The sequence below is a fragment of the Pseudoalteromonas shioyasakiensis genome (assembly GCF_024518675.1).
Classification (GTDB): domain Bacteria; phylum Pseudomonadota; class Gammaproteobacteria; order Enterobacterales; family Alteromonadaceae; genus Pseudoalteromonas; species Pseudoalteromonas shioyasakiensis_B.
In genome coordinates, this window is sequence record NZ_JANIGL010000012.1 from 1 (window position 1) to 25,976 (window position 25,976).

A 25,976-nucleotide genomic window follows, 5' to 3' on the forward strand; every position below is an offset into this window, starting at 1 on the left:
AGCTACTTTCTGTTACCGCTCGACTTGCATGTGTTAGGCCTGCCGCCAGCGTTCAATCTGAGCCATGATCAAACTCTTCAATTAAAAGTTTTTATGTTCCGAAGAACAGCTCAATGAATTCTGAATTATTTAATATCTTTCGATATTGAATTGACTGTGCTGCAATAAATAAATTTATTGCTGTTGGTCACTCAGCTTCAATTGAGACTCTAAATTTTTTGCCTTACTTAGCGAACTAAGCTTGGCTGTTAGAACTCAATCTGTACGAGTGCCCACACAGATGATTGCTTTATATTGTTAAAGAACGTTGCGATTAAAGCGTTTGCTTTATCTCGCTAGGGCTGCGCATGTTACGCTTTCCTATTTTTTTGTCAATACTTAATTTTAAACTTTCTAAAAAATCTAAACTCAAGTTTTACTCGACTTACTAAGTGACTTGCTTGGCTCGCTAAGCGTTGCCTGCTCTGCCGTCTCAGTGGGGTCGCATTATAGGGAGATCCAAAAACAGATCAACCCTTTTTTTAAAAGTTTTAATCGTTCGCTCAAAAAGCATGCAAAAAGCCTTGAAATGACCACTTAATGCAGTTTTTAGTACTCTTTTTTACTGCAAATTTAATAAATTCACATAAATAACATTGATATGTTCATTTATCGCGTTAAGATAGCAAGTTCACAATGTTAAATTAATGTTTATTTCCTGTTTATTGGTAGATCAAAATGAAATTACCCGATCAAAAATCTCTTATCTCTTTAGTTATCCTTGCTGTTATTGGTTTTGTTATAGTCAATTTTGCACTTTCAAGCTTAGCACTAAGCCCTGGCTTACTATTTGCCGTTGGTGTTTTAGTTGGCGGTATCGTAGTTGCTGCATTATCATCTAGCGTAATCGAAGAAGCCGAAGTAAAAACAAAAACACTTTATGTTGGTAATCTTCCTTATCGCGCAAATGAAAGTGTTGTTCGTGCTTTATTTGAAGAACAAGGTAAAGTTTTCAACGTACGCCTATTAAAGGATAAGAATACTGGCAAGCGTCGTGGCTTTGGATTTGTCGAAATGGCAGAGTCAGATGCAGATAATGCAATAACTAAATTAAATGATAGTGAGTTTCAACAACGCACACTTAAAGTACGTGAAGCAAAACAAAAACAAGATGATGATTCAAACTCAGTGCGAACTGAGACTAATCAATCAGCTTAACTTGCTCTACAGTTAACTTATTAGTTAATACAGAAGCCGTTGCATAATAATGCAGCGGTTTTTTTTGGCTGATTCTATAGCTGTTATTGTTGGCTGTTAGCTTTGAATAGTTTTGTCCGCCTATTAAAGTCGCGACCCTTTTGGCTATTGCTGCCCCTGAATCCAATAACTTAATTTTTCCATCATAAAAGCTATCAATTGGCTGACTTAAAATAGGAAAATGCGTACAGCCAAGTACAAGCACGTCAGTATTTGTTTTAACTGCCAACCTATCCATCTCTTGCGTAAACTTGGCTTGTTCAAATTCCCCTGAATAGTAGAGATGCTCTGCAATTGCCACCAACTCCACACTGCTATATAAATCCACCACTGTGTTTGCGCCATACTGAGCAATAAGCTGCTGTGTATAACAATTAGCCACTGTTGCTGGCGTTGCTAATAAACCAATGCGCTTAGTGTTAGTTAATAAAGTCGCAGGTTTAATCGCAGGCACAACCCCAACCACAGGTATATCAGTTAACTCTCTTACTTTTGTTAGTGCTAATGTAGATGCGGTATTACAAGCAATCACTAGTATGTCAACTCGCAGTTGCTGAGTTTCAATGTATTGAAGTAAAGACGTTAAACGGGCGACAATTGTTTCTGGGCTTAACTTGCCGTAGGGCAAGTAAGCATTATCCATAAAATAACTAAGTTGGGCGTGAGGTAATAAGGTTTGAATGTGGGCAAGTACCGTTGTGCCACCTATACCTGAATCGAAAACCATAATGTGTGATGACAAACCGCCCACTCCAAGCTTTACTTAAGCTGAGCAGTTTGCCATGAGCATCATATAAAATAAAGCTTAAGCTTCTGACACAGTATCACGCAGTTTATTCATTTGTTCGAACATAGCTTTCGTGTAATCGACCAGCTTACTGACCTCTTCTTGATCTTGGTTTAACCACTGCAGAATGCCTGAAAGCTGATTTTGCAGGCCAAGCTCATTTGCTTTATCAAACGCTTCTCTTAAATCGTCATTAAAAGGAGCCACTTTATTGGCTATTGCTTTCTCTGGTGCTGGTTTATTTTCTTCATAGCCTTTAATCGCTGCAAATGTTTTGGTTTGCTTCAAGTCCATGGAAAACGCCACCAGCTGCTCATTGCCTAGGCTTAATTCTTGCGCTTGTTCAAAGGCTTCATCTAAATCACCAGCAAAGAAAGTTTGACTAACACTCTGTAAATCTTCCATTAAGGCATTAATTGCCTCCTGTTCATCCTCGTTTAAATCACCATTCACTGACATAGTGAATGATAATTCTCGTGATTGAGATGATTCGCTGGCATAGCCTTCACTATCACCTGAACGTTGATAGCTACTTGCAGATTGTTGAGTAAAGGCATCGGCAAAACTGATGCTTACTTCATCTCCTTCAGCGGTAGTAAAAGTATATTCTGCGTTATTACTTAAACTTAAATACTGAGCTTGAGTCACACTAACCGAATCAGGTTGAGGGTTAAATAAGTTCTCTTCAAACTCATCTAAGCCATTAAAAATACCTTCTTTTGATTTTTCGATACCCTGCTCAATATCTTCATTTAAAACACCTGTATCTTTGAGTTCTTCATAGGCATCATCAATACCTATTTGAACTCCCTTGCGGGCATCACTTAGCATTCCTTTAAGCTTGTCATCATCGGCCCCCTCGGATTGCGCTTTTTTTACTGCGCCAGTGACAAAATCTAGAACATTTTTTACAATTTCTTCAAAATCAAACAGCGGTTTATCTTGTTTCTCTTCAGTAATAGGTAAACCAAGCGCTTGTGCCATCTTATCGCCCAACACTTTTGCCGCCAATTCTTTACCACGTTGCTGGTAACTGTCTTGTGGGGACTGTATTGTAGGCTGCGTTAATGCGGCCTTACTGCTGTTTTGATTGACGTTATTGTTTGGAACATAACCAAAATTGCCAATTTTCATAATCCGACTCCTATATTTGCATTCTTTATTATCGGCCTGAAAATAAATAACTGAAGCAAAATGTACAAAAAAACAGCACTTACTTTTACTCAAAACTAGACAAATACTCCCTGCCCCCTACAATAGCGCCGATAAATAGCTTAAAGATAGAAGGTAGTGGGCATAATGGCAGTTATTAAGATCGATACATCAACATACGATGCGCAATTAAGCGAGAAAGAGCAGCGTATTATTGCGCAATTCCAACGCTTTGGAGTTGAGCAATTAGAAGTATTTGGCTCAGCACCTATTCACTACCGCCAACGTGCTGAGTTTAGAGTATGGCATGATGGTGATGATTTATTCCACATTATGTTTGATCAAGCAACCAAAGAAAAAATTCGTGTCGATACCTTTGACCCTGCAGCACCATTAATTGGTGATGTCATGGCTGCCATGATTGAAAACTTAAAAGACTGTGAAGTCTTACGCCGTAAGTTATTTCAAATTGATTACCTATCGACTCTAAGTGGCGAAATTTTAGTTAGCTTGCTTTACCACAAACCGCTTGATGAACAATGGATGGCAGAGATAAAAGCGCTTAAGACTAAATTAGGTCAAACATTTAAAATTGATTTTATTGGCCGTGCCCGCAAGCAAAAAGAAGTACTCGGTGAGGACTTTGTTACAGAGCGCTTAAACGTAAATGGCCAAGAATTAATATTTCAACAAGTTGAGAATAGTTTTACCCAGCCCAATGCCAAGGTAAATATAAAAATGCTGGAGTGGGCACAAGATTTATGCGCACCGCTGAAAAATGATCTACTAGAGCTTTACTGTGGTAATGGTAACTTTTCTATCGCCCTAGCCGGTTCATTTAATAAAGTACTCGCAACAGAGATATCGAAGTCATCAGTACACTCAGCCCAATACAACATAGCTAAAAATAACGTTACTAATTTAGATATTATTCGTATGTCGAGTGAAGAGTTTACTCAAGCGATGAATGGCGAGCGTACTTTCTCTCGTTTAGAAGGGATTGATTTAACAAGCTACGACTGTCAAACCATTTTAGTCGACCCGCCACGTGCGGGTATGGATACTCTCACTTGTGATTTAGTCGCTAACTACGAAAATATTATTTATATCTCATGTAACCCAGATACGCTTGAGAGAGATTTAGATCATTTATGCCAAACCCATGACGTTAAACGTTTTGCTATTTTTGATCAGTTCCCTTACACCCACCACATTGAGTCGGGCGTATTCTTACAAAAGAAATAGACTGTTCAGCATTGAGCCAGTGCTTTTATTAGCGCTGGCATTTGCTGCTCACTAAAAACTTTAATATCATTATTTGCCAATAATGCAGCCGTTACCCCCATTCCCGTAACCTTAATACCTCGGTGCGAACCATCATAAATAGAATTACGACCGCATGATGGACTTGACTCTTTGAGCAGTGCAAAACGAATATTGTGATGCAAGCAAAGCTGTAGCGCTTTCTGCGCACCTAATTTGAATGCGACCGTAACATCCTCACCGGCATTTGTGACCACTTTATCGTGAATAATTTCCGCCGGTGCTCTGGGTGTCGATAATCCACCAGCTACTTCAGGACAAAGCGGTATAATAACCCCTTGCGATTGCCATGTGGTTATTTGTGGGTGAACTAACTTTTGCCCACTGCCGTCGTAGCGAACTGGCGTACCGAGCAAACAACTTGAAACAAGTATTTTTTCCATCATTTCTTTCCAGGAACAAAAAAGCTCCGCGTGCGGAGCTTCTTAATACCATTATTATGGTTAGATTATTTTGCCGCTAGGTAGTTAATCAGCTTACTAATATCTTCTGGTGCTGTAATACCTGTTTCACGGCCAAGATTAAGTTTGTATTTACCATTTACGATAAAGGTTGGTACGCCTCTCAGAGCCCCCTTCTCTTTATAGTAATCTTGCTCGCGTTTCATTTTAGAAGCCATAGTACGTACTGAGAAGCTTTTATAAATTTTATCAAATTTATCACCATCTACACCTTGGGCAATAAATACATCTTTAATATCAGCAAGCTCATTAAACTTAGCACGCTTAGTATGAATATGGTTAAACATCGCCGCGATAAGTGCATCTTTTTGCGGTAGTACTTCAGCGGTTGCAAGCGCTTGTGAAATCATTTGCTGATTTTCTGCATTACGTACACCCACAAAATCCACATGGCTTTTCTTAAAGGTAACGGTTTTGTCTAGCTTAGGTTTAACATCAGCTAGTAACGCTTCATAGTTGTTACATGCAGGGCAATAAAACGAAAAGAACTCTTTAACTTCTGGCTTTTTGCTTGCTCGGTCAGATACTACATCGTAGTGCACGCCTTCTTCATACGTGCTTGGCGCAGCTGCTGCAGCCAAAGGTAAAAATAATGCTAGTAATCCAGCTTTAACTAATTTGATCATTCTTCACTAACTCCAAAAATTATTGTTTTAATAGCTTATTGTTGTAATAAAAAGGCAACTAATTCATCAAGCTGCTGTTGGCTCTTGATGGTATTAATATTGATTTTATATTTATCATTAACGATAAACGTAGGTACGCCAGTTAATGCGCCCATTTTAGAAAATTTATTTTGCTTATCTTGCATTGCACGTTCAGCTGAAATAACAGGCATACTGGCAATTTCTTGATCAAATTTAGCTTTATCAATGCCATTAATTTCTAACAGCTGTTTTAAATCTTTAATGTTATCAAGGGGAGTACGTTGTACATGAATACTATTAAATATTTGATCAGCCACTTGCTCACCTTTACCATTAAGCTTTGCAATAATGTAGGCATAGCTTAAGTTACTTTGTACTTGTGGCGATACTCCACCTAAAAAGTTAACGTGGTTTTTAATAAACTCAGTGCCTGCTGGTAAGCTTTGTTCCAACGCCTTTGCCACTGGTTCAAATTTAAAGCAGTGTGGGCAATAAAATGAGAAGAACTCTGTTACCTGAGGCGATTTACTTTTTTCAATATCGAGTACCGTGTATTGATCGCCAGCTTTAAAGTCAGCGGCCATAACGGCAAAGGGTAAACATAATAGTAGTAAACTCAGTTTTAATTTTTTAAGCATTGGACTCTCGATTCCGTTTTCTTGAAAATAAAATTTTATGGCAGTAACTTTAGCGGTGGTTCTTGCAGTGCTGAATACTGCTCTTTTAAAGCTAAGATCTGTTGCTCCCAGTATTTGTCATCTGCAAACCAAGAAAAGTTCCTTGGAAATGCAGGATCATCCCAGCGTTTAGCTAACCATCCCATATAATGAATCATACGCATAGCACGTAATGGTTCAATCAATTTGAGTTGAGCGTGGTCAAAATCACAAAACTCTTCATAGGCAGCGACTAAGGTATCTAACTGTAACAGTTGATTATTCCGATCGCCACTTAGCATCATCCATAAATCTTGTATTGCAGGGCCTTGGCGGCTATCGTCTAAATCTACAAACATCAGCGCATCCCCGGACCACAGAATATTACCAGCATGGCAATCACCGTGTAGACGAATCGTTGCAACGTTTTTGTACTGAGCTTTAGTTTCAGTAATCACCATATCTAAAATGGTATAAAACGCAGTCCCAAGACTTGCGGGAACGAGATTACTATTTTGTAGCTGAATTTTAGCTGTATCTAGATATTCATCACAACCGATTAATGGCCGCTGTTTAAACTCTCGCGCTTTCGCTACTTGATGCATACGGCCAATCAATCGGCCTAACACATCGAGTTGGTCAAGGTTATCAACTTCAAATATACGCCCACCTACACTTGGGAATAAGGTAAAGTAAGACCCGTTGTGCTCAAATAAACTTTCACCATTATGAATAATAGGTGCAACAACGGGCACTTCTGCACCTGCAAGTTCAAACGCAAAGCTATGTTCTTCTAATATTTGCGCCTTGCTCCAACGCTCAGGGCGATAAAACTTCACCACATAACGATTACCATCTTCAGCTTTAAATTGATAAACCCGATTTTCGTAACTATTTAACGCCAACAACCCCGACTCGGCATAAATGCCAATACTTTCGACTGCATCTAAAATAGAGTCGGGTGTTAAGCCTTCAAAGCTAAATTTACTCATAATTCTCATCAATATAAAAAAAGCGGGAAAACCCCGCTTTTTAATTTATGTTAGTGTACTTAACTATCGCGCTTTAAAAAAGTTACTCGGTTGCGATATTTGCGAACTCGGATCATTAACTGGCGACAGTACAAAGTTAAACTCCGTCATTGGTTTTTTCAAATCATATGGATCCATTACTAATGACAAGGGTACATTATGTGATTCACCCGCTTGCACAGTAAATGTTTGCTTACCAATGTATTTGAAGTTTTCCAAGCCTTCAACTTTAATATTAAAACTTTGCTCATACTGAGCTTTGTTGATCACTTTAAGGGTGTAGGTATTTTCAACTAAGCCATTAAAGTCAACGCGATAAAGTTGGTTTCTATCACGAATGATATCGAAATCCATAGGCTTACGCATAACGATATTGCCTACCAGAGCCGCACTCAGCACCACTAAAATAACCAGGTAGCCAATTATTTTAGGGCGTAATGGGTTGGTTTTATTTTCTGGCGTTTCTAAGTTGCGCTCAGTGGTATAAGAAATAAGCCCTCGAGGATAGTTCATTTTATCCATAACACCATCACACGCATCAATACACGCACCACAGTTAATACACTCAGCTTGTAAGCCATTACGAATATCGATGCCAGTCGGGCATACTTGCACACATAAATTACAGTCAATACAATCACCTAAGTTAAGTGCTTTAGGGTCTTGCTTGCGTGAACGGGGACCACGATTTTCACCTCGCTTCTCGTCATAACTTACGGTGTAAGTGTCTTTATCAAACATTGCAGACTGAAAACGTGAGTAAGGACAAATATGTAAACACATAATTTCACGCATCCAACCTGCATTACCATATGTGCACGCTGCGAAAAAAATGATGCTAATTAACGCATAGCCGCCAACATCGAACGTGATAAAGTCAGGCAGTAGCTCCCGGATAGGCGTAAAGTAACCGACAAATGAGATTGCGGTGTAAAGAGAAAAGGCTATCCAACTACTATGTTTAGCGGTTTTGCGCCAGAACTTGTCAAAGTCCATTGGTCTTTGATCTAGCTTTTTGCGCTGATTAGCCGTGCCTTCAAATTTTTCTTCAAACCAGATAAAGATGAAAGTCCATACAGTTTGTGGGCAAGTATAACCACACCAGACTCGACCATAAAAAGTCGTTACTAAAAATAAAGCAAATGCCGCCAGCATTAAAATAAATGCCAGAATGGTGAAGTCTTGCGGCCATAAGGTTAGACCAAAAATATTATATTTTTGCCCTATTAAATCAAATAGCACGGCTTGTTGACCGTTAAAATTTATCCACGGCAGTAGCATAAATGCCAACATGCCAATAAACCCAATACGCTGCCTAAGCAACTGATGTAAACCTGTTACAGCACGTACATAAATACGGTTGCGGGGATTAAACCTATCCTCTGGAGCATTCAGATCGGGTTTTTCGATCTTCACCTCTGTCGGAATATTTTTTACCTTAATTTGCTTTTCCATCGAAGTCCCTCAACGCCTTTGGAGAATAATAGTCAAACAATCATTGCAAGTCTTAACAGCTAAGATGTTCAACTTAACTGTTAAGGTAGTGCAAAACTAAACGTACGCAAGTAACGTTCAGAGATTTCTGAAAAATCTAATCGCTCTGTAGCATTATACCAAGTCTGTTCAAAAAAGCTGAGTTTCATTGCTAATAATTTATTCAGCTTAGTCTCTTGCTTTATAAAGGTGCATTTTATTACACTGTTGCTCAACTCTTACCCGTTCAGATCAAAGTTAACTAAACTATGAAAAAATTTCTTTTCCTTGTCATTGTCGTTCTCGCGCTCTTTACCATTGACCACCCAATGATAAAGGAGCCAAGAGAGAAGCTTCTCGGCGAAGGTGTCGGCATATTAAGCAGTGCTAGCAATGTGAATCGCGGCCCTGCTGCAAATATGGCTAAAAATAGAATCAAATCAGCACTGTCATTATCAGAGTCTGAGCTTGAGTACTTAGAAGAAACCATGCAGACAGATGAGCAATTACAACTGTTCCATACTCGATACTGCCGCAGTAAGGATCTTAATCTTTATTTTTACGAAGACCGCTTAAACACAGTATGTAAAATTGCAGCAGAATCATTAGCCGAGCGTAGAGGCAAATAGTGGACTTTTCAGCCTTAACAAAAAAAAGCAGTGAGTCGTTTAATCAACATAAGAATTTATTGAAAAGACTGGCGAAAGGACAAACCGTAAAATGCGAAAAGTGCCAAGGAGTTTTAACTTTAGATCTAAAAACCCCTAAGCCTGGCCAAGGGGTTGCAAGGTGTGCACAAGGCTGCACTGAAATAGTATTAGAGCTAGGTTAACCTAGCTCCAACTTTCATCTTCTTCACTATATAAACCGCTTTGCACAGCGATAATTTCAATTAGCTCAGCAAACCCTAATGCAAAATCGCCCATCAGTTCATACTGGCTTTGCGCCAGCTGTACCTCAGTTATATTATTTTGCTCAGCAATAGCCGTCATCACTTGTGTATCCAGAGCAAAAAAACCTAAGCTTGCATACGCGGCTTGTAACGCCTCTAACAAGTTTGCATCTAAAGCCGGCGCTTGACTCAGTTTGTTGTAGTATTCTTGTGCGCCCTGAATAAAACCCTGACACCACATTTGGCATTCATCAAGATCTAAATAACTGTCACTATCAGCATGATGTTTTAACGTGACCGGTAGCTTAAAACCAGTTTCATAAACTTGTTCACTTATTTGATGGTATAGTCCCATAAAAGCAAACAAGATCGTTTCATCAAGCTGACCTTCGGTATTAGGCACTATAACTTCGAGCCATTGGTGAACGTCCAGTGGCTCAGGAGAACAAATCACTGCAAACAAATAGCCTTGGCTTTGAGGAAGCGTCATGGCTTGGCCATGGCTTGCCAAAAATGTACTTAATTGCTGTGCGTGCTCAGGTGTAAATGCGGGTATTTGCATGAAAAACTCAATATGACATTAAAAATTAAGCGGATAGCGTCCATCTCTATCTGCACGACCTAAAAACTTAGCTGCATCATGCACTTCTTTTGGCAGTGTTGCATCCGGTTTTATAAATCCAGCAACTTTAAAGTCTAAATTTGCTTTTAATACCGCATCGGCCTCTAAACCTAAACGGTTATCAGGATCAACTAAAACTGCAACATCACCTGATTTACAGCTCAATCGACCGCTTAGTGGGCCAATACTAAACCAACCTGATAAACCTTGAACGTCAATATTAGGGCTGGCGATTTCACCATTGAGTACATCGCAATAAGGAGCACCTGATTGATACTCATCTAGGTCAACAATTACTCGTCCTTTCGCTTTTACCGGTAACGGTAATTGTAAGCGTTCCATAGCTCGCTCAACGCTTAGCCTAAGAGTTGCATCGCTCAATGATATAGACTGATCAAATAAACCATAGTTAAAATCACCACGACCAGAAATATCGGCCGTATCGCGAACATTACCAAATTTAAGGTTGCCGGTTAGCTGCCCAGTAAAGAGTGCCCATCCTGAAATATCCCAACTGAGGTTATTGATTTGCTCACCTTGATAGTGCAGCTGCATGATACGGCCTTGCCATACACTACCTGACGCCTTACCTATCTTTAAATCTTTTGGTAAATAATCAGACGCTAGGTTAATAGCTACTGCCGCAGGCGTTTTTATTACTGCAAATACAATAAAGCTAATAATAAATACAATTATAAGGAATGCTGTTTTTTTCATTATTACTTCTCTAATACCAGTCGGCTTACGCGTACATAACCTTGCTTATCGTCACGGCTGAGATCTAAGTTTTCAATCTGCACACCTTCTTTGTGAACAATCTCATCAAGCCACTGTACTAACTTATTAAACTGCACCGAGTCTATTGTTAAACGTAGTGAGTCATCATTAGGCTGCATCTTACTAATAGTAATACCAAAGCGGCCACGTGTAGCATTAACTATTTGGCTTAAGTTTTTATTGCTTACAACAGAGCGGCTCCCCGCTGCTTTTAATTTAACTATGCTGTTATCAACCCACGTCAACAGTTCTTGTTGCTTAATTTGGTCTTGTTGCGCTTTAGCAATGGCATTATTAAGCGGTCTAAAAATCCCCATTACCAAAACAAAAATAACAAATATGCCACCAGCAATCATCACTAACTGTTGCTCTTGCTCTTTCAGTGAACGCCAATACTTAACTAGTTGTTGCTTCATGCTGCACCTCCTAGCTTTAATTCACCCACAACAAAATCACCATCATTATTTAGCGAGCCTTGATCAACCGTTAGACCTCGTTGCTCTAAAATTGACTTAACCTTTCCAAAAGTTTGAAAGTCTTTACCGCGCGCACGAATTCTTAACTCGTTGCGGCGCTGGTCATAGCGTAATGTTTCAGGGGTAAAGTCTTGCACCTGACTAAACACAGTGACCAGCTCACTGGTTAAATCTAAGAAGCCAGCGCTACTGCCCCCCTCTAATTTTGCCAACTCACCATTAATTTGGTTTTTGATTAAATGAGGTCGTACCGTTTTATTCGGGAACGCTTTTTTATAACGCTCAACTACTTGAGACTTTGCTACTTCAAGTTCTGTCGTTAGCTGATGTAACTCAAAACCTTTAATTAATACTGAGCTCACTAAAGCTATACTGGCTGCAATTGCCGCGCCTTTCCAGTAACCCCACCAAAGCGCGGTCTTCTTCTTAAGCTGATACTCACCTTGGCGAAGATTAAATTTGGTATCGGGTAATTGCTTAGCAAATAATGCTAGCGGTAAGTCGTAAGCAGAAGTTTGCGCATCAAGGTTCACTGTATCAGGGAAATTAGTAGCAGGGCTGTAATGAGCCACATCCGGATTACCCAGTGCTGACAAATAAGCGGCTAACCATGACTGCTCAACCACGCTGATATGCCACTGACCAAACTTGCAAAGCCATTGTCCTTTAAGCTCAATTGCACTGATGCCTTGCTCAGCGGTTGGCAGTAATAATGCATCTGGTAAGAAGGTAAACACTTCGATATCATGCTCAGAAAACACCCCAAGCCAGCTTTCAAACCATTCGCGATCTGTCATTGCGACATTAACTGCGTGTTTTTCGCCAACCATTGTCGGTTCGGCAATAGCAATAAATAAATCATCAACATCACATGCAATGTCTTCTTCAAGCATGTAAGGCAATGCTTGCTCCAGTTTTCGGCTCCATTTTGTAGGAAGCTCAACTGTTTTTAATTGCACTTGATCACTTGGCAACAAAACCACAACTTCACGGTTTTGTGCTTTGTCGGTTAACTCTGTTAATTGCTCAGCATTAGGCAGTTCGCCACTGGCAATTATTTCTTGTTCTAATGGCGAGTAAACCAACCAATGAATACAATCTTGTTGGGTTTGACCCGTGCGGATCAAAAGTGTTTCTGTCACTGTACGCCTCCAAATTTTCGCGCCAGTATAGTTACTTCGCCATTTTTGGCTTGCAGTAAAGTGGTCATCGAAAAACGCAGTTCTACAAATTCAGCCTGCGCCTGTAGTTTAAAATATTCGCTATTAATAGTGAACAGATCTTCAACGGACTTCACATTTTGTGCGCCTTGTTGATTTATCTGTTCAAAAAACTCTTCAATATCACCAAATCCATCTTCAGGGCGAGCTGATAGCACACTTTGCGCGCCAGATTCTTCTAAGCCATCAATCAGTGCGCTTAATAACAGCGCATGCTCTGGGTCTAACGTGTTCACATTAATCGCTAGCAGTTCGCTGCCGGGTATAACACACACATAGGGAAGTATCTTTTCCATGACCAGTGGATTAAACCCTCTAATTAAGCGTAGCTCTGAGGTTGATGCAAAATAATTATTAGCAGTTAAGTACGGAAAATCACGGGATGAGTATTCATCTTCCTCTGCCCCGGAGCGATACGTAATATTGTCTTTATCTAACCAGTCATAAACACTATCAGCCATGGTCTCCTCGGACTCATCCGAAGGGAGGTTTTCAATGTTTTCCAATAGCGCCAATAAAGCTTTGTGCGCAGGGTTGGTTTTTGTTTTACCATCAGCCGGGGCTTTAGCTCTTAACGCATTTAAGTTTAAACACGCCTGTAAGTCAGTAATATTACCTTGTAGGGTGCCATTATCAACTGGGTATGGAATATCACCTTGTTGCGCCCAAATCTGTTGCAGCGTAGTTTTGTCTGGGTCATCTTGTTTACTTTGCAATAAGGCTTTTATAGCCAACTCTTCTGCTGCATAAGCGTACCATTTAGCTTGTTGATGACCCTGAATATTGGTACTACGTTGTACTTGCACCATCAAATTCGCACTCATTTCTACAGCCAGAATAGAGGCCAAAGCAACGATGAACAAAACAATGACTAAAGCAGCTCCGCGTGATGACTCTATCTTCATGAACCGCCACCTTGGCTTTGCCCATTGCCGGGTGCTTGTGCCGATGAAACCGTTACTTTGCCATCACCTGGCACTAAAAAAATGCGTCTAAGCGGCTCTTCCTCGATTTGTTGAATCGTTACCGCTACCGCTTTAGGCAGCGCTTTTATTTGCCACTGCTCTTGCCATTCATTTTTGTCATCTAAAAACTCAAACTTAAGGTCTTCAATATCGTCTAAAATAACTTGTGCGCGAGGCTCAGTATTGTCGAGCTGATCTACATAAACACGGTATACTCGTTCAAGTTTATCATCGATAACTCTATAGCCAACGGCTTGTAGTTCAGAGCGAGGGAGTAAGTTAATCGGATTAATCCAACCGTCACGAACAAAGCCAATACCATCATATTGACTATCAAGCGTGTAACGCCCCGCTAAAATATAACTTTCTTGAATATCGCCAGATTGATTACGAACTTCACGTTTTGTCATCTGACTAAAATCTTGATCCATTAACCTGAATGTCGTTTGTAAGCCATTAAGTTCAGCTATTTTTTCATCCGATGCTTCTTTAGCTTTGGTGGTAGAGTCTAAAATTTGATGAGTTGCTAATACAACAAAGGCTAAAATACCCAGCGCTACCATCACTTCTAACAATGTAAAACCACGTTGCTTCACTATTTACCGCCTTTATTTAGATAGCTCGATAACTCATACACCGAGTGCTCTAACTTTTCATCGGTAAATACATTGATGGTCACTTTAACAAAGCTTTTATCAGCGGTTGCAATCACATCTTGACGCCAGTACCAATCGATACCAGCCATGCTTTCCGTGCCTTTTTGGCCATTTTTGCCTTGCCACTCATTACCTTTTGCTCGTTGCTCAACCAAAACATTCTCGGCCACCCAAGAGGCATAGGTTTGCTCTTCAAGACTTGATAAATGATTAATGTGCTCACCCGTCGCTTGCATGGCGGCGATTCCGGCTAGCGCACAAATACTCAATGCAACCATCACTTCGAGTAAGGTAAACCCTTTAACGCTTTGCATTATTCAGGCTCTCTACGCAGGTTAACTGGGGCTAAAAACTCACCTTCAATGAAATAGACGGGTTCTCGCTGCTCTGCAAGTTCAAGAATCAATTGAAAAGCACTAATCTCTCCAGATGACAGAATAAGCACCTGCGGTATTTTAAGCTTTTTTAACTCTAATAGGCTTTCATCATCGCCTGAACTCATAAGCTCACGCCAATTTGATTGCTCTAATAAATTTTCTTGTGCCCAAGCTAAATCTTCTAAGTTAAGTGTTAATTTAAAATCTTCAGTAATCGTAAGCGGCTCAAATAGCTGTTCGCGATCAAACGTTATCCATTTTTCACCATCGAAAACAAGAAATTCAAATATATCCTCGTCAACATGAAAACCCAATTCAACCTGATTCAAAATGGCAAACTCAGATGCCATATTAATGGTGGTATGCAGTCTCAAAGCTTGTTTTTCTAGCGCGTCTTCAGCGCCGCCATCAAGACTGTATACCACCATTTTGGTGGCAAAGGCGATAACCACCAATACCACTAAAATTTCTATTAAGCTAAACCCCTTGACCGCGGAGCCTAACTTAGCATGGCGCAAAGAAGCACGGTTTAATCTCATAAAAAACCGATCTCTTTTTTAGTTTGCGCCTTGCTTAAGTTGTTCATTATTGCTTTTCTTCGTCCCAGTTACCGATGTCATCATCAGTACCCGCTTCGCCATCAGGGCCCATTGAGAAAATATCAATTTTACCTACTTCTCCTGGGCTGATTAACTGATACGGGTTGCCCCAAGGATCTTCTGGTAATTTAGAAATAAAGCCACCTTCAGGGAAGCGACGTGGCACAGGTTCGATACTGGTTTGATTTACAAGCCCTTCAAGACCTTGCTCTGTCGTTAGGTAAGCTTTATTTTTAAGTTTATATAAGCTCATCGCATCTTCAAGCTGTTGAATATCTAGATGCGCTTTATCAATAGCCGCCTCTTCTTGTTGTCCCATGATGTTGGGAGCCACGATTGACATGATCATGCCAATGATAACTAGTACCACCATAACTTCGAGTAATGAGAAACCTGATTGTTTATTCACGTACGTACCTCTGTTTTCTTATTAATTAAGCGCTGTAACAACAAACACGCTGCTACAAGTCCTTGCAACTATTAAAGCCCTATCGCTTTATTCATTGCCATAATTGGTTGTAAAATTGCCATTACGATAAACAAAACAATTACCGCCATAGACGCTATCATCGCAGGCTCTAAGAGTTTTAGCGAGACATTTACCATGGTCTCAAACTCACGGTCTTGATTGTTTGCGGCACGCTCTAACATTTGCTCGAGTTCACCCGATTTTTCGCCACTAGCAATCATATGCAGCATCATAGGTGGGAACAATTTTGTTTCTTGCAAAGAAGCTCGCAAGCTGGCCCCTTCACTAACGCGTGTAGCAGCATCACCCACCGACTTTTTGATTTTTTCATTAACGAGTACTCCACCAGAAATTCGCATACCTTCAAGCAAAGGTACTGAACTCGATGATAAAATACTTAAAGTCCGAGCAAATCGAGCGGTGTTAATACTACGCGCTACCTTACCGATCCCCGGCATGATTAATATTTTAGAATCATACCAAAAACGGATTTTTGGCTGTTTTAAAGCATGCTTTATAGCGATGGCTAGTGTGGTGATCACCACTAAGGAAATCAACCAATAATTCTGTACAAAGTTACTCGCAGCCATGACCCATTCCGTTGTCCAAGGTAATACCTGCTTTGATTTTTCAAATGTTTTGAGAATTTTAGGCACTACAGTACCTAACAATACAGAAACAATACCTATAGCAAAAATCACTAAGATAACCGGATACACCATGGCTTGCGTAATTTGGCTGCGCATGTGTTGGCGTTGCTCTGTATAATCAGCTAAACGATTTAGTACGGCGTCTAAGTGACCCGATTTTTCGCCCGCCGCCACCATGGCGCGATATAAGTTATCAAATACATGAGGAAACTCTGACATACCGTCAGCTAAAGTGTAACCTTCAACAACTTTTGAACGCACAGACATCAGCATGCGTTTTAAGCGCGGTTTCTCACATTGCTCCGCCACCGCCATCACAGCTCCCTCAACAGGCAAAGCCGATTGAATCAGAGTCGCCAGCTGGCGGGTAATAAGTGCTAAATCCGACGTGGAAATTTTAGATTTAAATAAGCCACCAAAGGCTGGTTTTTTTGCCCCTCTGACTTGCTTATCGCCTTCAGCTGCCGGAACAACTTCCAGCGGCGTAAGCCCTTGCTCACGTAAAGATTGGCGTATTTGTTTTGCGGTATCGGCTTCTAGAATACCTTTTTTTTCTTTTCCGCGACCATCTAACGCGCGATATTCAAACGCAGCCATTAGCCTTCCTCACGGGTAACACGTAGCACTTCTTCCAAGGTAGTTTTACCTGCCAATACGCGACTACAGCCATCTTGACGAATGCTTGGAGTATGTTTGCGAATGTATTTTTCAACACTTTGCTCGCCTTTACCACTGTGAACAAGCTCTCGTACAGTTTCATCTACAACTAATAACTCATGAATACCTGTACGGCCACGGTAACCATTAAAGTTACACTCTTCACAACCCACCGCACGATAAATTGTTGGTGGATTATCGTTTGTTACACCAAGTAGTTCACATTCACGTTCATCAGCCACATGTGCTTCTTTACAGCTATCACATAAAGTTCGAACTAAGCGCTGCGAAAGTACCCCTAATAACGACGATGATAATAAGAATGGCTCTACCCCCATATCTTCCATACGAGATATAGCACCGGCTGCGGTGTTGGTATGCAGCGTAGACATTACTAAGTGACCTGTTAGTGAGGCTTGTACACCAATTTGCGCCGTTTCTAAATCACGTATTTCACCAACCATTACTACATCTGGATCTTGACGCAAAATAGCGCGCAGACCACGAGCAAAGGTCATATTCACTTTTGCATTAACTTGTGTTTGACCAATCCCTGGGATTTCATACTCGATTGGATCTTCTACGGTTAAAATATTGCGATCACGTGAGTTTATTTGGCTCATACCGGCATAAAGCGTAGTACTTTTACCAGAGCCTGTTGGGCCGGTCACCAATATGATACCGTGAGGTTTACTGATCAAGTCAGAAAACAGCTCACGATTTCGTAGTGTCATGCCTAAATCTTCAAGGTTTAGCCGCGCATTATTTTTATCAAGTAAGCGCAGAACCACTCGCTCACCAAAACTTGACGGCATAGTTGATACCCGGACATCTACTGCACGCCCAGCGATACGTAAACTTATACGACCATCTTGTGGGATACGCTTTTCTGCAATATCAAGCTTGGCCATTACTTTAATACGTGAAACTAACAGCGATGCCAGTTTACGGTTAGGCTTAAGCACTTCTTTAAGTACGCCATCAACCCTAAAACGAATAACCAGTTCTTGCTCAAAGGTTTCGATGTGAATATCTGAAGCACCTTCTTTAATCGCTTCACTAAGCATCGCGTTAATCAATTTAATAATTGGCGCGTCATCATCACCGGCGAGTAAGTCTTCCGTTTGTGGCATTTCTTCAGCAAGAGAGAATAAGTCAACCTCGTTGCCGATATCTTCCATCATTTGCTGTGTTTCAGAGCTATCACGTTGATATGAGGCTTCTAGCAATAACTCAAATTTATCATCTTCTAATTGTTCCAATGTAAAGCCATGACCGGCAATGCGGCGAACCTCTAATAACACATCAATATCGAGCTCACCGCGGTAATATACCACCCAGTCATCGTCATTTTTACTTAATAACACACCAGTGCGTCTGGCGTAAGAAAACGGCAAACGCTTAGTGGGTAGCTCAACTAAATCATCACTGGTTAACAGCTCGCTGTCGTGCGGTGCTGATTCAAGCTCTTCATTTATTGATGTAATTGCTTCAGTCATTATTACGCTCGTCTGAGTTTTGCTGTTCTAAAAACTCTTCATAAGTTGGAGGAAGTACTAATGCATCATTCCACTCAGGTAATATTGGTGATTCAGTTAATGGCATTAAATCAATACCGTCTTCTTTTTGCTTATATTGCTCACCACGAATAAAGTTATACTTAGCATGGCTTAATTGGTTCATTTTAATGCCATCACGAATAATCGTTGGGCGAATAAATACAATAAGATTACGCTTACGTTTACTTGTACTGGTTGAACGGAACAAGTGACCAAGAATAGGAATGTCGCCTAATAAAGGCACTTTAGAAACGCTTTCTTGTACATCTTCGTCAATCAAACCACCAAGTACCACCATACCGCCATCATCGGCCATAACAGTGGTTTTAATCGCACGTTTATTGATAGAGATATCAACAGACGTAGTACCACTTACCCCTGATACTTCTTGTTCTATTGTTAGCTGAACCGCTGTACCGTCATTAATTTGTGGCGTTACTTTGAGTTTTACACCGACCTCTTGACGTTCAACCGTCTGGAATGGGTTTGAGTTATTAGAACCCGTTTGCGAACCTGTAATAATTGGGACTTCTTGCCCTACAATCATCGACGCTTCTTCGTTATCCATAGTGGTAACAGAAGGCGTAGCAAGAATATTTGAGTTAGTATCCGTCGAGACAGCTTGAATAATCGCGCCCCAGTCGTTTTTGATGATACCCATAGCTAAACCGTTAATACCACCTAATAAAGCAGCAAGAGGACCTAGGTCTCCTTCTACTGTTTCAGAGGTGTTACTAACCGTTCCAGTCTCAGATCCTACAATTGTGCCTTCAATTGTGGTGTCAGCAGCTTGTTCAGCGGCAACCGCTAAAGAGCCAACAGGAACCGTTGTGCCGTTATTAAACTGCACCATGCCCCCTTGCTCAGAAATCCACTGCAAACCAAAGTTAACACCGTCGGCTTCCATTACTTCAACAATGATAGCTTCAACAAGCACTTGAGCACGGCGAATATCTAAACGCTCAATAACAGATTCAAGAGAGCGCATAGTATCTGGCTGAGCTGTAATCACTAATGAGTTTGAATCTGGATGTGCTTCAATGCTGGTTTCGTTTTGGCTGCGACTACGTGTTTTAGTTGCACCTTGACCTTCCTCAGCAAGGGTTTTACTTACACCTTGGAGTACTTTTACTAAATCTTCAGAATTGGCATAGTTTAGATAAATAACCTTAGTGTTACCTTGGTTCTGTAACTCACCATCAAGGCGCTTAATCAATTCTATAGCACGGTTTCTAGCTTGACCTTCACCGCTGACAATAACGCTATTAGTACGGCCATCGGCAACCACTTTAGGGATTAAAAACTCAGGAATACTGCCTTTGCCGCTATCTTTGTAAATATTTTCAACAACAGAGACAACATCATCAGCTGTTGCAAAGTTTAATTTTACGATATCAACACGCTTATCACCGGCTTGGTCAACAGAGCGAATGATTTCAACTAAACGGTTAACCGATGCAGCATGACCGGTCAGCATCATCACGTTTGCCGCATTAAAGTTAGCAACGTGTCCACCATCTTTTTGGTCACTAAACTGGCGCACCAAAGGGCCAAGCTCTTGTACGCTTACATTTTTAACTCGCACCACACGTGTGACCATCATATCGCCACTGGCTTGGTTATCTTCAGTAATTAATGGCACGTTTGATTTTTTGGCATCTGAACTTTTTTCTATTTTTATGATGCCGTTATCCATTTCTACAGCTGAATAGCCATACACTTCCAGCACATTTAAGAAAAACTGATAATAAAGCGCTTCATCCATTAACTCATAACTACGCACATTTACTTTGCCACGTACATTAGGGTCAATAATCACGGTTTTATTAAGGTTTTTGCCAACGATATTAATAAACTCATTAATATCTGTGCCTTTAAAGTTTGCTGCATATTCAACGGCTGACACCGATAAAGATAAACTAGCCGCAAAAAAAAGTGTTGCGTACTTAGCTAACCCTTTTCTGATTTTTTTGAGGTGTAGCACGTTAACCATTATATAAAAACTCCAAAGCTAAATTATTGCAGGCTAAATTGAACATCGATTTGCTCTCCATCACGCTCTATCGTAATGTTTGCATCGGTGCTATTACGCAGCTCATTAATAGCTGACATGGCCTGTTGCATATCTGTCAATTGATAGCCGTTAATAGAAACAGCTAAATCATTATTCTTTAATCCCATTTGTTTAAACAAGGCAGGGTCTTTACCTGGGCTTAGTCGATAACCAACCAGCTCACCATCTTTCATTGCTTGAGAAATACGTATGTAGTCAAAAAGCTTTCCAGGGTCTTGTAGCAGCTCTTCGCGAGTTTCTATAATGGCTTCTTTGACCTCTTCGTCTGCTGTAGCATCTATTTGTTGATCAATTTCAAGCTCTCGAGGGCCTTGGTTAACATCTGCTTCATCTTCACGTTCAGCTAAAACAGGCATAGACACTGTTTTTGTGAAATCTAAACCATCTAACATTAATGTTTCAAAGCGGCCACTTACATCCAGAATGACACGATCAGGGAGTACTTGTGCAAGTTTGGCTCGCGTACCTTTTACAACATCTTCAACTAAATAGGTCGCCTGCTGCCCTTGTGACTCAATAACCGCAAGGCCAGTTTGATCATTATTACTTACAGCGACAATGCCCGTTAAGTTGATGCTTAAACGCGTTTCAGGGGCATTGTTAATAACTTTCTCTTGCCTACTTGGTTTATTTTTCGCCACAGCATCTGCTTTACCAAATAAATGTAGGTCAATGATAGACTTAGAATTAACACGTTCAGATTGGCTATTAGTTGCTGTATTATAACGGGTAGGAAGTGGTGAATTTACTGGCTCCGGCCATACAAGCCAAAATAGCTTAGCCATTAAAAAGGCAATGTAAACAACGGCTAAAAGCGTTACCACCCAACTTAATTTAGCGTGAGGTAGTTTACCTATATATTGTTTTAGCTGCTGTAATTGCTGATCCATAAATGCCATTTCTTATTTTAATTTACTGCTATATCGCGAGCCTATAGTACCTTTTCATTTTTCATTCAACAAGCGCACTAATATTAAACTTTGTAAACACGGTAAATTAACTAGGGATATGAATATGAAGTAGTATGACTATTTCTTTGTCAGTTAGTTTCATGGTAAATTTTGCCTTATAGCAATCGCTTTATAAAGAGTACAATTGTGTCAAAAAGTAACACCCGTAATTTAACGTCAACTGATGAAACAATTAATGTCCGGTTAGATAAATGGCTATGGGCTGCTCGCTTTTATAAAACCCGCGCTATTGCTCGTGACATGGTGCAAGGCGGCAAAGTACATTATAATGGCCAGCGAACTAAACCGAGTAAAATAGTTGAGCTAGGTGCGCAAATAAAATTAGCGCAAGGGGTCGATGAAAAAACGATTACAGTACTTAAAATAGTTGAAAAACGTGCGGGTGCCCCCATTGCTCAAACCTTGTATCAAGAATTACAAGCAAGTATAGAGAAACGCGAAGCCAACGCTATTGCTCGTAAAAATAATAGCTTTTTTGCCCCTCATCCAGAGCGAAAGCCAGATAAGAAGCAAAGACGCGAACTTTTAAAAATGAAATCAAACTAGGTAATGCCACTTATGCAGCAAGATTTACTCCACCGTTATACATTTGATCAACTAGACGTTCGAGGCGAGCTAGTACAAATTGAGCACGCCTATCAAGAAATGATCGCGGGACATGATTACCCTGTTGCAGTGAAGCAATTATTAGGTGAGCTTTTAGTGGCAACCTGCCTTTTAACTGCAACGTTAAAGTTTGAAGGTGATATAGCGGTACAATTACAAGGTGATGGCCCTGTAAAGTACGCAGTTATTAATGGCGATGATCAACAAAATATGCGTGGTATAGCCCGCTTACAAAGTGAAGTAACCGGCAGCACAGTGAAAGAGCTCATTGGCAATGGTGTAATGGTACTAACAATTACACCAAACAAAGGTGAGCGCTATCAAGGGATAGTGCCACTTGAGCATGATACGTTAGCGCAATGTTTAGAGGCATACTTTGCTCAGTCAGAGCAATTACAAACACGCCTTTGGTTTGCAACAGATACTACCGCAGGTAGTGAGAAAGCTTCAGGTATACTCTTACAAGTTTTACCCGTGAATAAAGAAAAATCTATCGATGACTTTACTCACTTAGAAGCACTGAGTCATACCATTAAAGACGAAGAGTTATTAACGCTTGATGCAACAACAGTCCTCACTCGCTTATATCATGAAGATAACCCACGCGTTTATGAGCCACAACCAATTAAATTTAAATGCGGTTGTACTCGAGAGAAAACAATTACTGCGCTAGTCAATGTGGGACAACAAGCTTTACTCGATGATGCAGCTGCCAATGGTGAAGTTAAAATTAGCTGCCATTATTGCTTAAAAGACTACTTTTTTACTGAGCAAGATATTAAGAGCATTTTCAACTAAAACGCCTTTTAAATTTGTACAATAATTGAGCCGCAAATGTTGCGGCTTTTTTGTGCCACAAATTGATACCGGTGTCATGAATTTTATACTTTTTATGACACCGGTATCATTGAAATTATTCATGTTTTTTACCAAATATATGCGTTTTTAGGGCCTTCATAGGCTCGAATATCCCTAATCCATCTGATACTATAAAAACAGCTTAAAGGTTAAAAGAACCCCTGAGCTATCCCGTTCAATCTCACACAATTTAGGTATAAACATGACTTCAAGCGCTACTCGTTTTGTCGATCTAACTGCAGCTGAACTTGTCGAACACGCGATCCGTCGTTGTGAAGGGACTTTAGCCGCCAATGGAGCTTTTGTTGCTAAGACTGGTCACCGAACTGGCCGTTCTCCAAAAGACCGTTTTATTGTCCAAGAATCAAGCACTGCAAATGATATCCAATGGGGTAATGTAAACCGCCCTTTTGATGCAGATAAATTTGACGCTCTATGGGCACGTGTAGAAGCACATGTGCAAAGTAATGACCACTTCATCTCTCACCTTGAAGTTGGCGCTGACCCAGAGCACTATTTACCTGTTGTTGTTACAACAGAAACTGCATGGCATCATATTTTTGCCAAAAACATGTTTATCGAACCTAAATCTTATAATGCATCTGATTTACCCGAGTGGCAGGTAATGAATGTTCCATCTTTTGTATGTGACCCAGAACGTGATGACACAAACAGCGATGGCACAGTTATTATCAACTTTGCACAACGTAAAGTATTGCTAGCAGGTATGCGTTATGCCGGTGAAATGAAAAAATCAATGTTCTCAGTTCAGAACTTCCTACTCCCAGCAAAAGGTGTATTACCAATGCACTGCTCTGCTAATGTAGGTGAAGCTGGTGACACTGCTTTATTCTTTGGTTTATCTGGAACAGGTAAAACAACGTTATCAGCGGACCCAACTCGCTTCTTAATCGGTGATGACGAACATGGCTGGGCACCTGGCAGTGTATTTAACATCGAAGGCGGTTGTTACGCTAAATGTATCGACCTTTCACAAAAGAATGAACCGGTTATTTGGGATGCGATTCGCTTTGGTACTATCCTTGAAAATGTAGTACTTGACGAAAACCGTGTACCCGACTTTAACGATACAAGCCTAACTCAAAATAGCCGCGCAGCCTATCCTCTTGAACATGTTGAAAAACGTAAAGTAGAAAACCGCGCTGGTGAGCCTAAAGCCGTTGTATTTTTAACTTGCGACGTTAGCGGTGTTTTACCACCAGTATCAGTGTTAACTGAAGAAGCAGCAGCGTTTCACTTCCTAAGCGGTTACACGGCTAAAGTAGGCTCAACTGAGATCGGTTCAACCAATGATATTGAGTCAACATTCTCAACCTGTTTTGGCGCTCCGTTCTTTCCACGCCCAGCAGGCGTTTATGCAGAGCTTCTAATGAAGCGTGTACGTGAGTTTGGCGCTAAAGTATACCTAGTAAACACAGGTTGGACTGGTGGCCCTTACGGCACAGGTAAGCGTTTTGATATCCCAACTACGCGTGCCGTAGTTGATGCAATCGTATCAGGTAAACTTGCTGGCGTAGAAACACAACATATTGATGTTTTAAACCTAGACGTACCCGTTGCCGTACCTGGCGTTGATAGTGAGTTGCTTAACCCAATCAATACATGGGAAGACAAAGCGAAGTACGCTGAATACGCAGCTAAACTTGCAGCAGACTTCACTGAAAACTTCGCTAAATACGACGTTTCAGACGAAATCAAGAACGCAGGCCCTAAGGCGTAATTATATTCTTTAAAATTGCATTGAACGCCAGCCACGAGCTGGCGTTTTTTATCCACTAAAAACTTTTACAAGCCACTTGCCAAGTTTGATGAAATGCACTTCCCCTATCATGACTTATTTCTTTAAAGTACAAAATAATTTACATTAATGCTATTCATTAAGTGATCAAGTTTATCCATGTTCTCACACTAAACCGTTGAACGTTAGCTATATCTTAACGAAACATATACCACGCTCTACTTACTTGCTCCACAATGTCATGACAATGTGAAAAGTTCAACTAGATAACTCTATTCCTCATCCATGCCCATATTTTATCAGCCGAATTTAGTTCTAGTGCATAAGGAGACAACGGTATCATCGGCACATTTTTGATACTCTCAGTAACATTCCCCATATGGCGCCGCATCTGAAATGAGTTGTAAGTATTGCCTCATTAGATTGTTTTGGGTGCTTTGAACAAGATGCTATCCGCGACAAGTTAAGTGCATGCAATAAGCGGTAAACATTACTAAGCTTATGCTGAACATCAAGTGTAGCAAAAGTCTGGAATGGAGGACAATTTAAGCTAAATAAAAGCGACTGTATTAATCTCGATTAGATCAAAAACATAAGATTAAAATAGATCATCAATTAAATATAAAAGACAGAGTTTGCGAGTTTGCGAGTTTGCGAGTTTGCGAGTTTGCGAGTTTGCGAGTTTGCGAGTTTGCGAGTTTGCGAGTTTGCGAGTTTGCGAGTTTGCGAGTTTGCGAGTTTGCGAGTTTGCGAGTTTGATCAGAATGAATTTTTAACCGCGGTAGTCAAGTACTTCGCCTCTTTACTTTCGCTGCTTTAAATCGGGGCTGAAGCCTCCTCCTACAATAACTTTGACAGCGCGCAACACGTTAAGCCCTACGCTTTACGCTCGCTAACTCGCTTACTATTTCACTTTCCTGTAAACGTAAAAAAGCCCGACTCTTTCGAATCGGGCTTTCTCTATTTGGAGCCTGGCGATGACCTACTTTCACATAACAAATGCTACACTATCATCGGCGCTGT

26 protein-coding genes and 1 rRNA gene are annotated in these 25,976 nt (G+C 40.6%); 6 read left to right on the forward strand and 21 right to left on the reverse strand.

Annotated features, from left to right (window positions below; genetic code table 11):
• Positions 1–84: ribosomal RNA gene (locus tag NQT69_RS19195) — 16S ribosomal RNA — on the reverse strand; the annotation flags it as partial.
• A 633-nt stretch (positions 85–717) separates the two neighbouring features.
• Between NQT69_RS19195 and NQT69_RS19200 the strand changes: the two genes are divergently transcribed.
• The gene (locus NQT69_RS19200; protein WP_256829263.1) at positions 718–1,197 is read left to right on the forward strand and encodes an RNA recognition motif domain-containing protein; all 480 of its coding nucleotides are present in this window, start codon (positions 718–720) and stop codon (positions 1,195–1,197) included.
• Here the strand turns inward: NQT69_RS19200 and murI are convergent.
• Positions 1,181–1,978 carry a glutamate racemase gene (murI, locus tag NQT69_RS19205; protein WP_256829264.1) on the reverse strand — a complete coding sequence of 266 codons (798 nt, stop codon included), beginning with the start codon at positions 1,976–1,978 and terminating at the stop codon, positions 1,181–1,183. The two genes, NQT69_RS19200 and murI, sit on opposite strands and share 17 nt — an antisense overlap.
• 63 nt (positions 1,979–2,041) lie before the next feature.
• Positions 2,042–3,157: a DUF5610 domain-containing protein gene (locus NQT69_RS19210; protein ID WP_256829265.1), complete on the reverse strand. Its 1,116-nt coding sequence runs from the start codon at positions 3,155–3,157 to the stop codon at positions 2,042–2,044.
• Positions 3,158–3,322: 165 nt separating this feature from the next.
• Between NQT69_RS19210 and trmA the strand changes: the two genes are divergently transcribed.
• Positions 3,323–4,420 carry a tRNA (uridine(54)-C5)-methyltransferase TrmA gene (gene trmA, locus NQT69_RS19215; protein ID WP_256829266.1) on the forward strand — a complete coding sequence of 366 codons (1,098 nt, stop codon included), beginning with the start codon at positions 3,323–3,325 and terminating at the stop codon, positions 4,418–4,420.
• Positions 4,421–4,425: 5 nt separating this feature from the next.
• On the opposite strand, the gene NQT69_RS19220 is transcribed toward trmA, so the two are convergent.
• The 5 genes from NQT69_RS19220 to ccoG form a co-directional block, all read right to left on the reverse strand.
• Entirely contained in the window at positions 4,426–4,881 is a 456-nt protein-coding gene (locus tag NQT69_RS19220; protein ID WP_256829289.1) for a DUF523 domain-containing protein, read from the reverse strand.
• A gap of 65 nt (positions 4,882–4,946) precedes the next feature.
• Positions 4,947–5,585 (reverse strand): thiol:disulfide interchange protein DsbA/DsbL, encoded by a 639-nt coding sequence (locus tag NQT69_RS19225; protein ID WP_256829267.1) that lies wholly within the window; start codon positions 5,583–5,585, stop codon positions 4,947–4,949.
• A 35-nt stretch (positions 5,586–5,620) separates the two neighbouring features.
• On the reverse strand, positions 5,621–6,244 hold the full coding sequence (locus NQT69_RS19230; RefSeq protein ID WP_256829268.1) for a thiol:disulfide interchange protein DsbA/DsbL: 624 nt from the start codon (positions 6,242–6,244) through the stop codon (positions 5,621–5,623).
• 35 nt (positions 6,245–6,279) lie between these two features.
• Positions 6,280–7,254: a serine/threonine protein kinase gene (locus NQT69_RS19235; protein WP_256829269.1), complete on the reverse strand. Its 975-nt coding sequence runs from the start codon at positions 7,252–7,254 to the stop codon at positions 6,280–6,282.
• Positions 7,255–7,317: 63 nt separating this feature from the next.
• Entirely contained in the window at positions 7,318–8,748 is a 1,431-nt protein-coding gene (gene ccoG / locus NQT69_RS19240) for a cytochrome c oxidase accessory protein CcoG (protein WP_256829270.1), read from the reverse strand.
• A gap of 287 nt (positions 8,749–9,035) precedes the next feature.
• On the opposite strand from ccoG, the gene NQT69_RS19245 reads away from it, so the two are divergent.
• On the forward strand, positions 9,036–9,395 hold the full coding sequence (locus NQT69_RS19245) for a hypothetical protein (protein ID WP_256829271.1): 360 nt from the start codon (positions 9,036–9,038) through the stop codon (positions 9,393–9,395).
• Between the two features lie 204 nt (positions 9,396–9,599).
• On the opposite strand, the gene NQT69_RS19255 is transcribed toward NQT69_RS19245, so the two are convergent.
• The 13 genes from NQT69_RS19255 to gspC all read right to left on the reverse strand — a co-directional run bounded on the left by NQT69_RS19255 (position 9,600) and on the right by gspC (position 21,649).
• Positions 9,600–10,220, reverse strand: coding sequence for a UPF0149 family protein (locus tag NQT69_RS19255; protein ID WP_256829273.1), 621 nt, complete (start codon positions 10,218–10,220; stop codon positions 9,600–9,602).
• Positions 10,221–10,238: 18 nt separating this feature from the next.
• Positions 10,239–10,997: a type II secretion system protein N gene (locus NQT69_RS19260; RefSeq protein ID WP_256829274.1), complete on the reverse strand. Its 759-nt coding sequence runs from the start codon at positions 10,995–10,997 to the stop codon at positions 10,239–10,241.
• Between the two features lie 2 nt (positions 10,998–10,999).
• Positions 11,000–11,473 carry a type II secretion system protein GspM gene (gene gspM, locus NQT69_RS19265; RefSeq protein WP_256829275.1) on the reverse strand — a complete coding sequence of 158 codons (474 nt, stop codon included), beginning with the start codon at positions 11,471–11,473 and terminating at the stop codon, positions 11,000–11,002.
• Entirely contained in the window at positions 11,470–12,675 is a 1,206-nt protein-coding gene (gene gspL, locus NQT69_RS19270; RefSeq protein ID WP_256829276.1) for a type II secretion system protein GspL, read from the reverse strand. The genes gspM and gspL overlap by 4 nt, the downstream gene beginning before the upstream one ends.
• Entirely contained in the window at positions 12,672–13,658 is a 987-nt protein-coding gene (gene gspK, locus NQT69_RS19275) for a type II secretion system minor pseudopilin GspK (protein ID WP_256829277.1), read from the reverse strand. Before gspK ends, gspL begins: the two co-directional genes overlap by 4 nt.
• Positions 13,655–14,314, reverse strand: a complete 660-nt coding sequence (gspJ, locus tag NQT69_RS19280; RefSeq protein ID WP_256829278.1) for a type II secretion system minor pseudopilin GspJ — start codon at positions 14,312–14,314, stop codon at positions 13,655–13,657. The genes gspK and gspJ overlap by 4 nt, the downstream gene beginning before the upstream one ends.
• Positions 14,314–14,688 (reverse strand): type II secretion system minor pseudopilin GspI, encoded by a 375-nt coding sequence (gspI, locus tag NQT69_RS19285; protein WP_256829279.1) that lies wholly within the window; start codon positions 14,686–14,688, stop codon positions 14,314–14,316. Before gspI ends, gspJ begins: the two co-directional genes overlap by 1 nt.
• The gene (locus NQT69_RS19290) at positions 14,688–15,290 is read right to left on the reverse strand and encodes a type II secretion system protein (protein WP_256829280.1); all 603 of its coding nucleotides are present in this window, start codon (positions 15,288–15,290) and stop codon (positions 14,688–14,690) included. The genes gspI and NQT69_RS19290 overlap by 1 nt, the downstream gene beginning before the upstream one ends.
• Positions 15,291–15,336: 46 nt before the next feature.
• Positions 15,337–15,759, reverse strand: coding sequence for a type II secretion system major pseudopilin GspG (gspG, locus tag NQT69_RS19295; protein ID WP_256829281.1), 423 nt, complete (start codon positions 15,757–15,759; stop codon positions 15,337–15,339).
• 71 nt (positions 15,760–15,830) lie between these two features.
• Positions 15,831–17,066 (reverse strand): type II secretion system inner membrane protein GspF, encoded by a 1,236-nt coding sequence (gene gspF, locus NQT69_RS19300; RefSeq protein WP_256829282.1) that lies wholly within the window; start codon positions 17,064–17,066, stop codon positions 15,831–15,833.
• Entirely contained in the window at positions 17,066–18,625 is a 1,560-nt protein-coding gene (gene gspE, locus NQT69_RS19305) for a type II secretion system ATPase GspE (RefSeq protein WP_256829283.1), read from the reverse strand. Before gspE ends, gspF begins: the two co-directional genes overlap by 1 nt.
• Entirely contained in the window at positions 18,618–20,678 is a 2,061-nt protein-coding gene (gene gspD / locus NQT69_RS19310; RefSeq protein ID WP_256829284.1) for a type II secretion system secretin GspD, read from the reverse strand. Before gspD ends, gspE begins: the two co-directional genes overlap by 8 nt.
• 23 nt (positions 20,679–20,701) lie before the next feature.
• On the reverse strand, positions 20,702–21,649 hold the full coding sequence (gspC, locus tag NQT69_RS19315; RefSeq protein ID WP_256829285.1) for a type II secretion system protein GspC: 948 nt from the start codon (positions 21,647–21,649) through the stop codon (positions 20,702–20,704).
• A 207-nt stretch (positions 21,650–21,856) separates the two neighbouring features.
• Here gspC and hslR point away from each other — a divergent pair, with 207 nt between their 5' ends.
• The 3 genes from hslR to NQT69_RS19330 all read left to right on the forward strand — a co-directional run bounded on the left by hslR (position 21,857) and on the right by NQT69_RS19330 (position 24,935).
• Positions 21,857–22,276 (forward strand): ribosome-associated heat shock protein Hsp15, encoded by a 420-nt coding sequence (gene hslR, locus NQT69_RS19320; protein WP_256829286.1) that lies wholly within the window; start codon positions 21,857–21,859, stop codon positions 22,274–22,276.
• Positions 22,277–22,288: 12 nt separating this feature from the next.
• Entirely contained in the window at positions 22,289–23,134 is an 846-nt protein-coding gene (gene hslO, locus NQT69_RS19325; protein ID WP_256829287.1) for an Hsp33 family molecular chaperone HslO, read from the forward strand.
• 262 nt (positions 23,135–23,396) lie between these two features.
• A complete protein-coding gene (locus tag NQT69_RS19330; protein ID WP_256829288.1) occupies positions 23,397–24,935 on the forward strand; it encodes a phosphoenolpyruvate carboxykinase in 1,539 nt (512 codons plus the stop codon).
• The last annotated feature ends 1,041 nt before the right edge of the window (positions 24,936–25,976 follow it).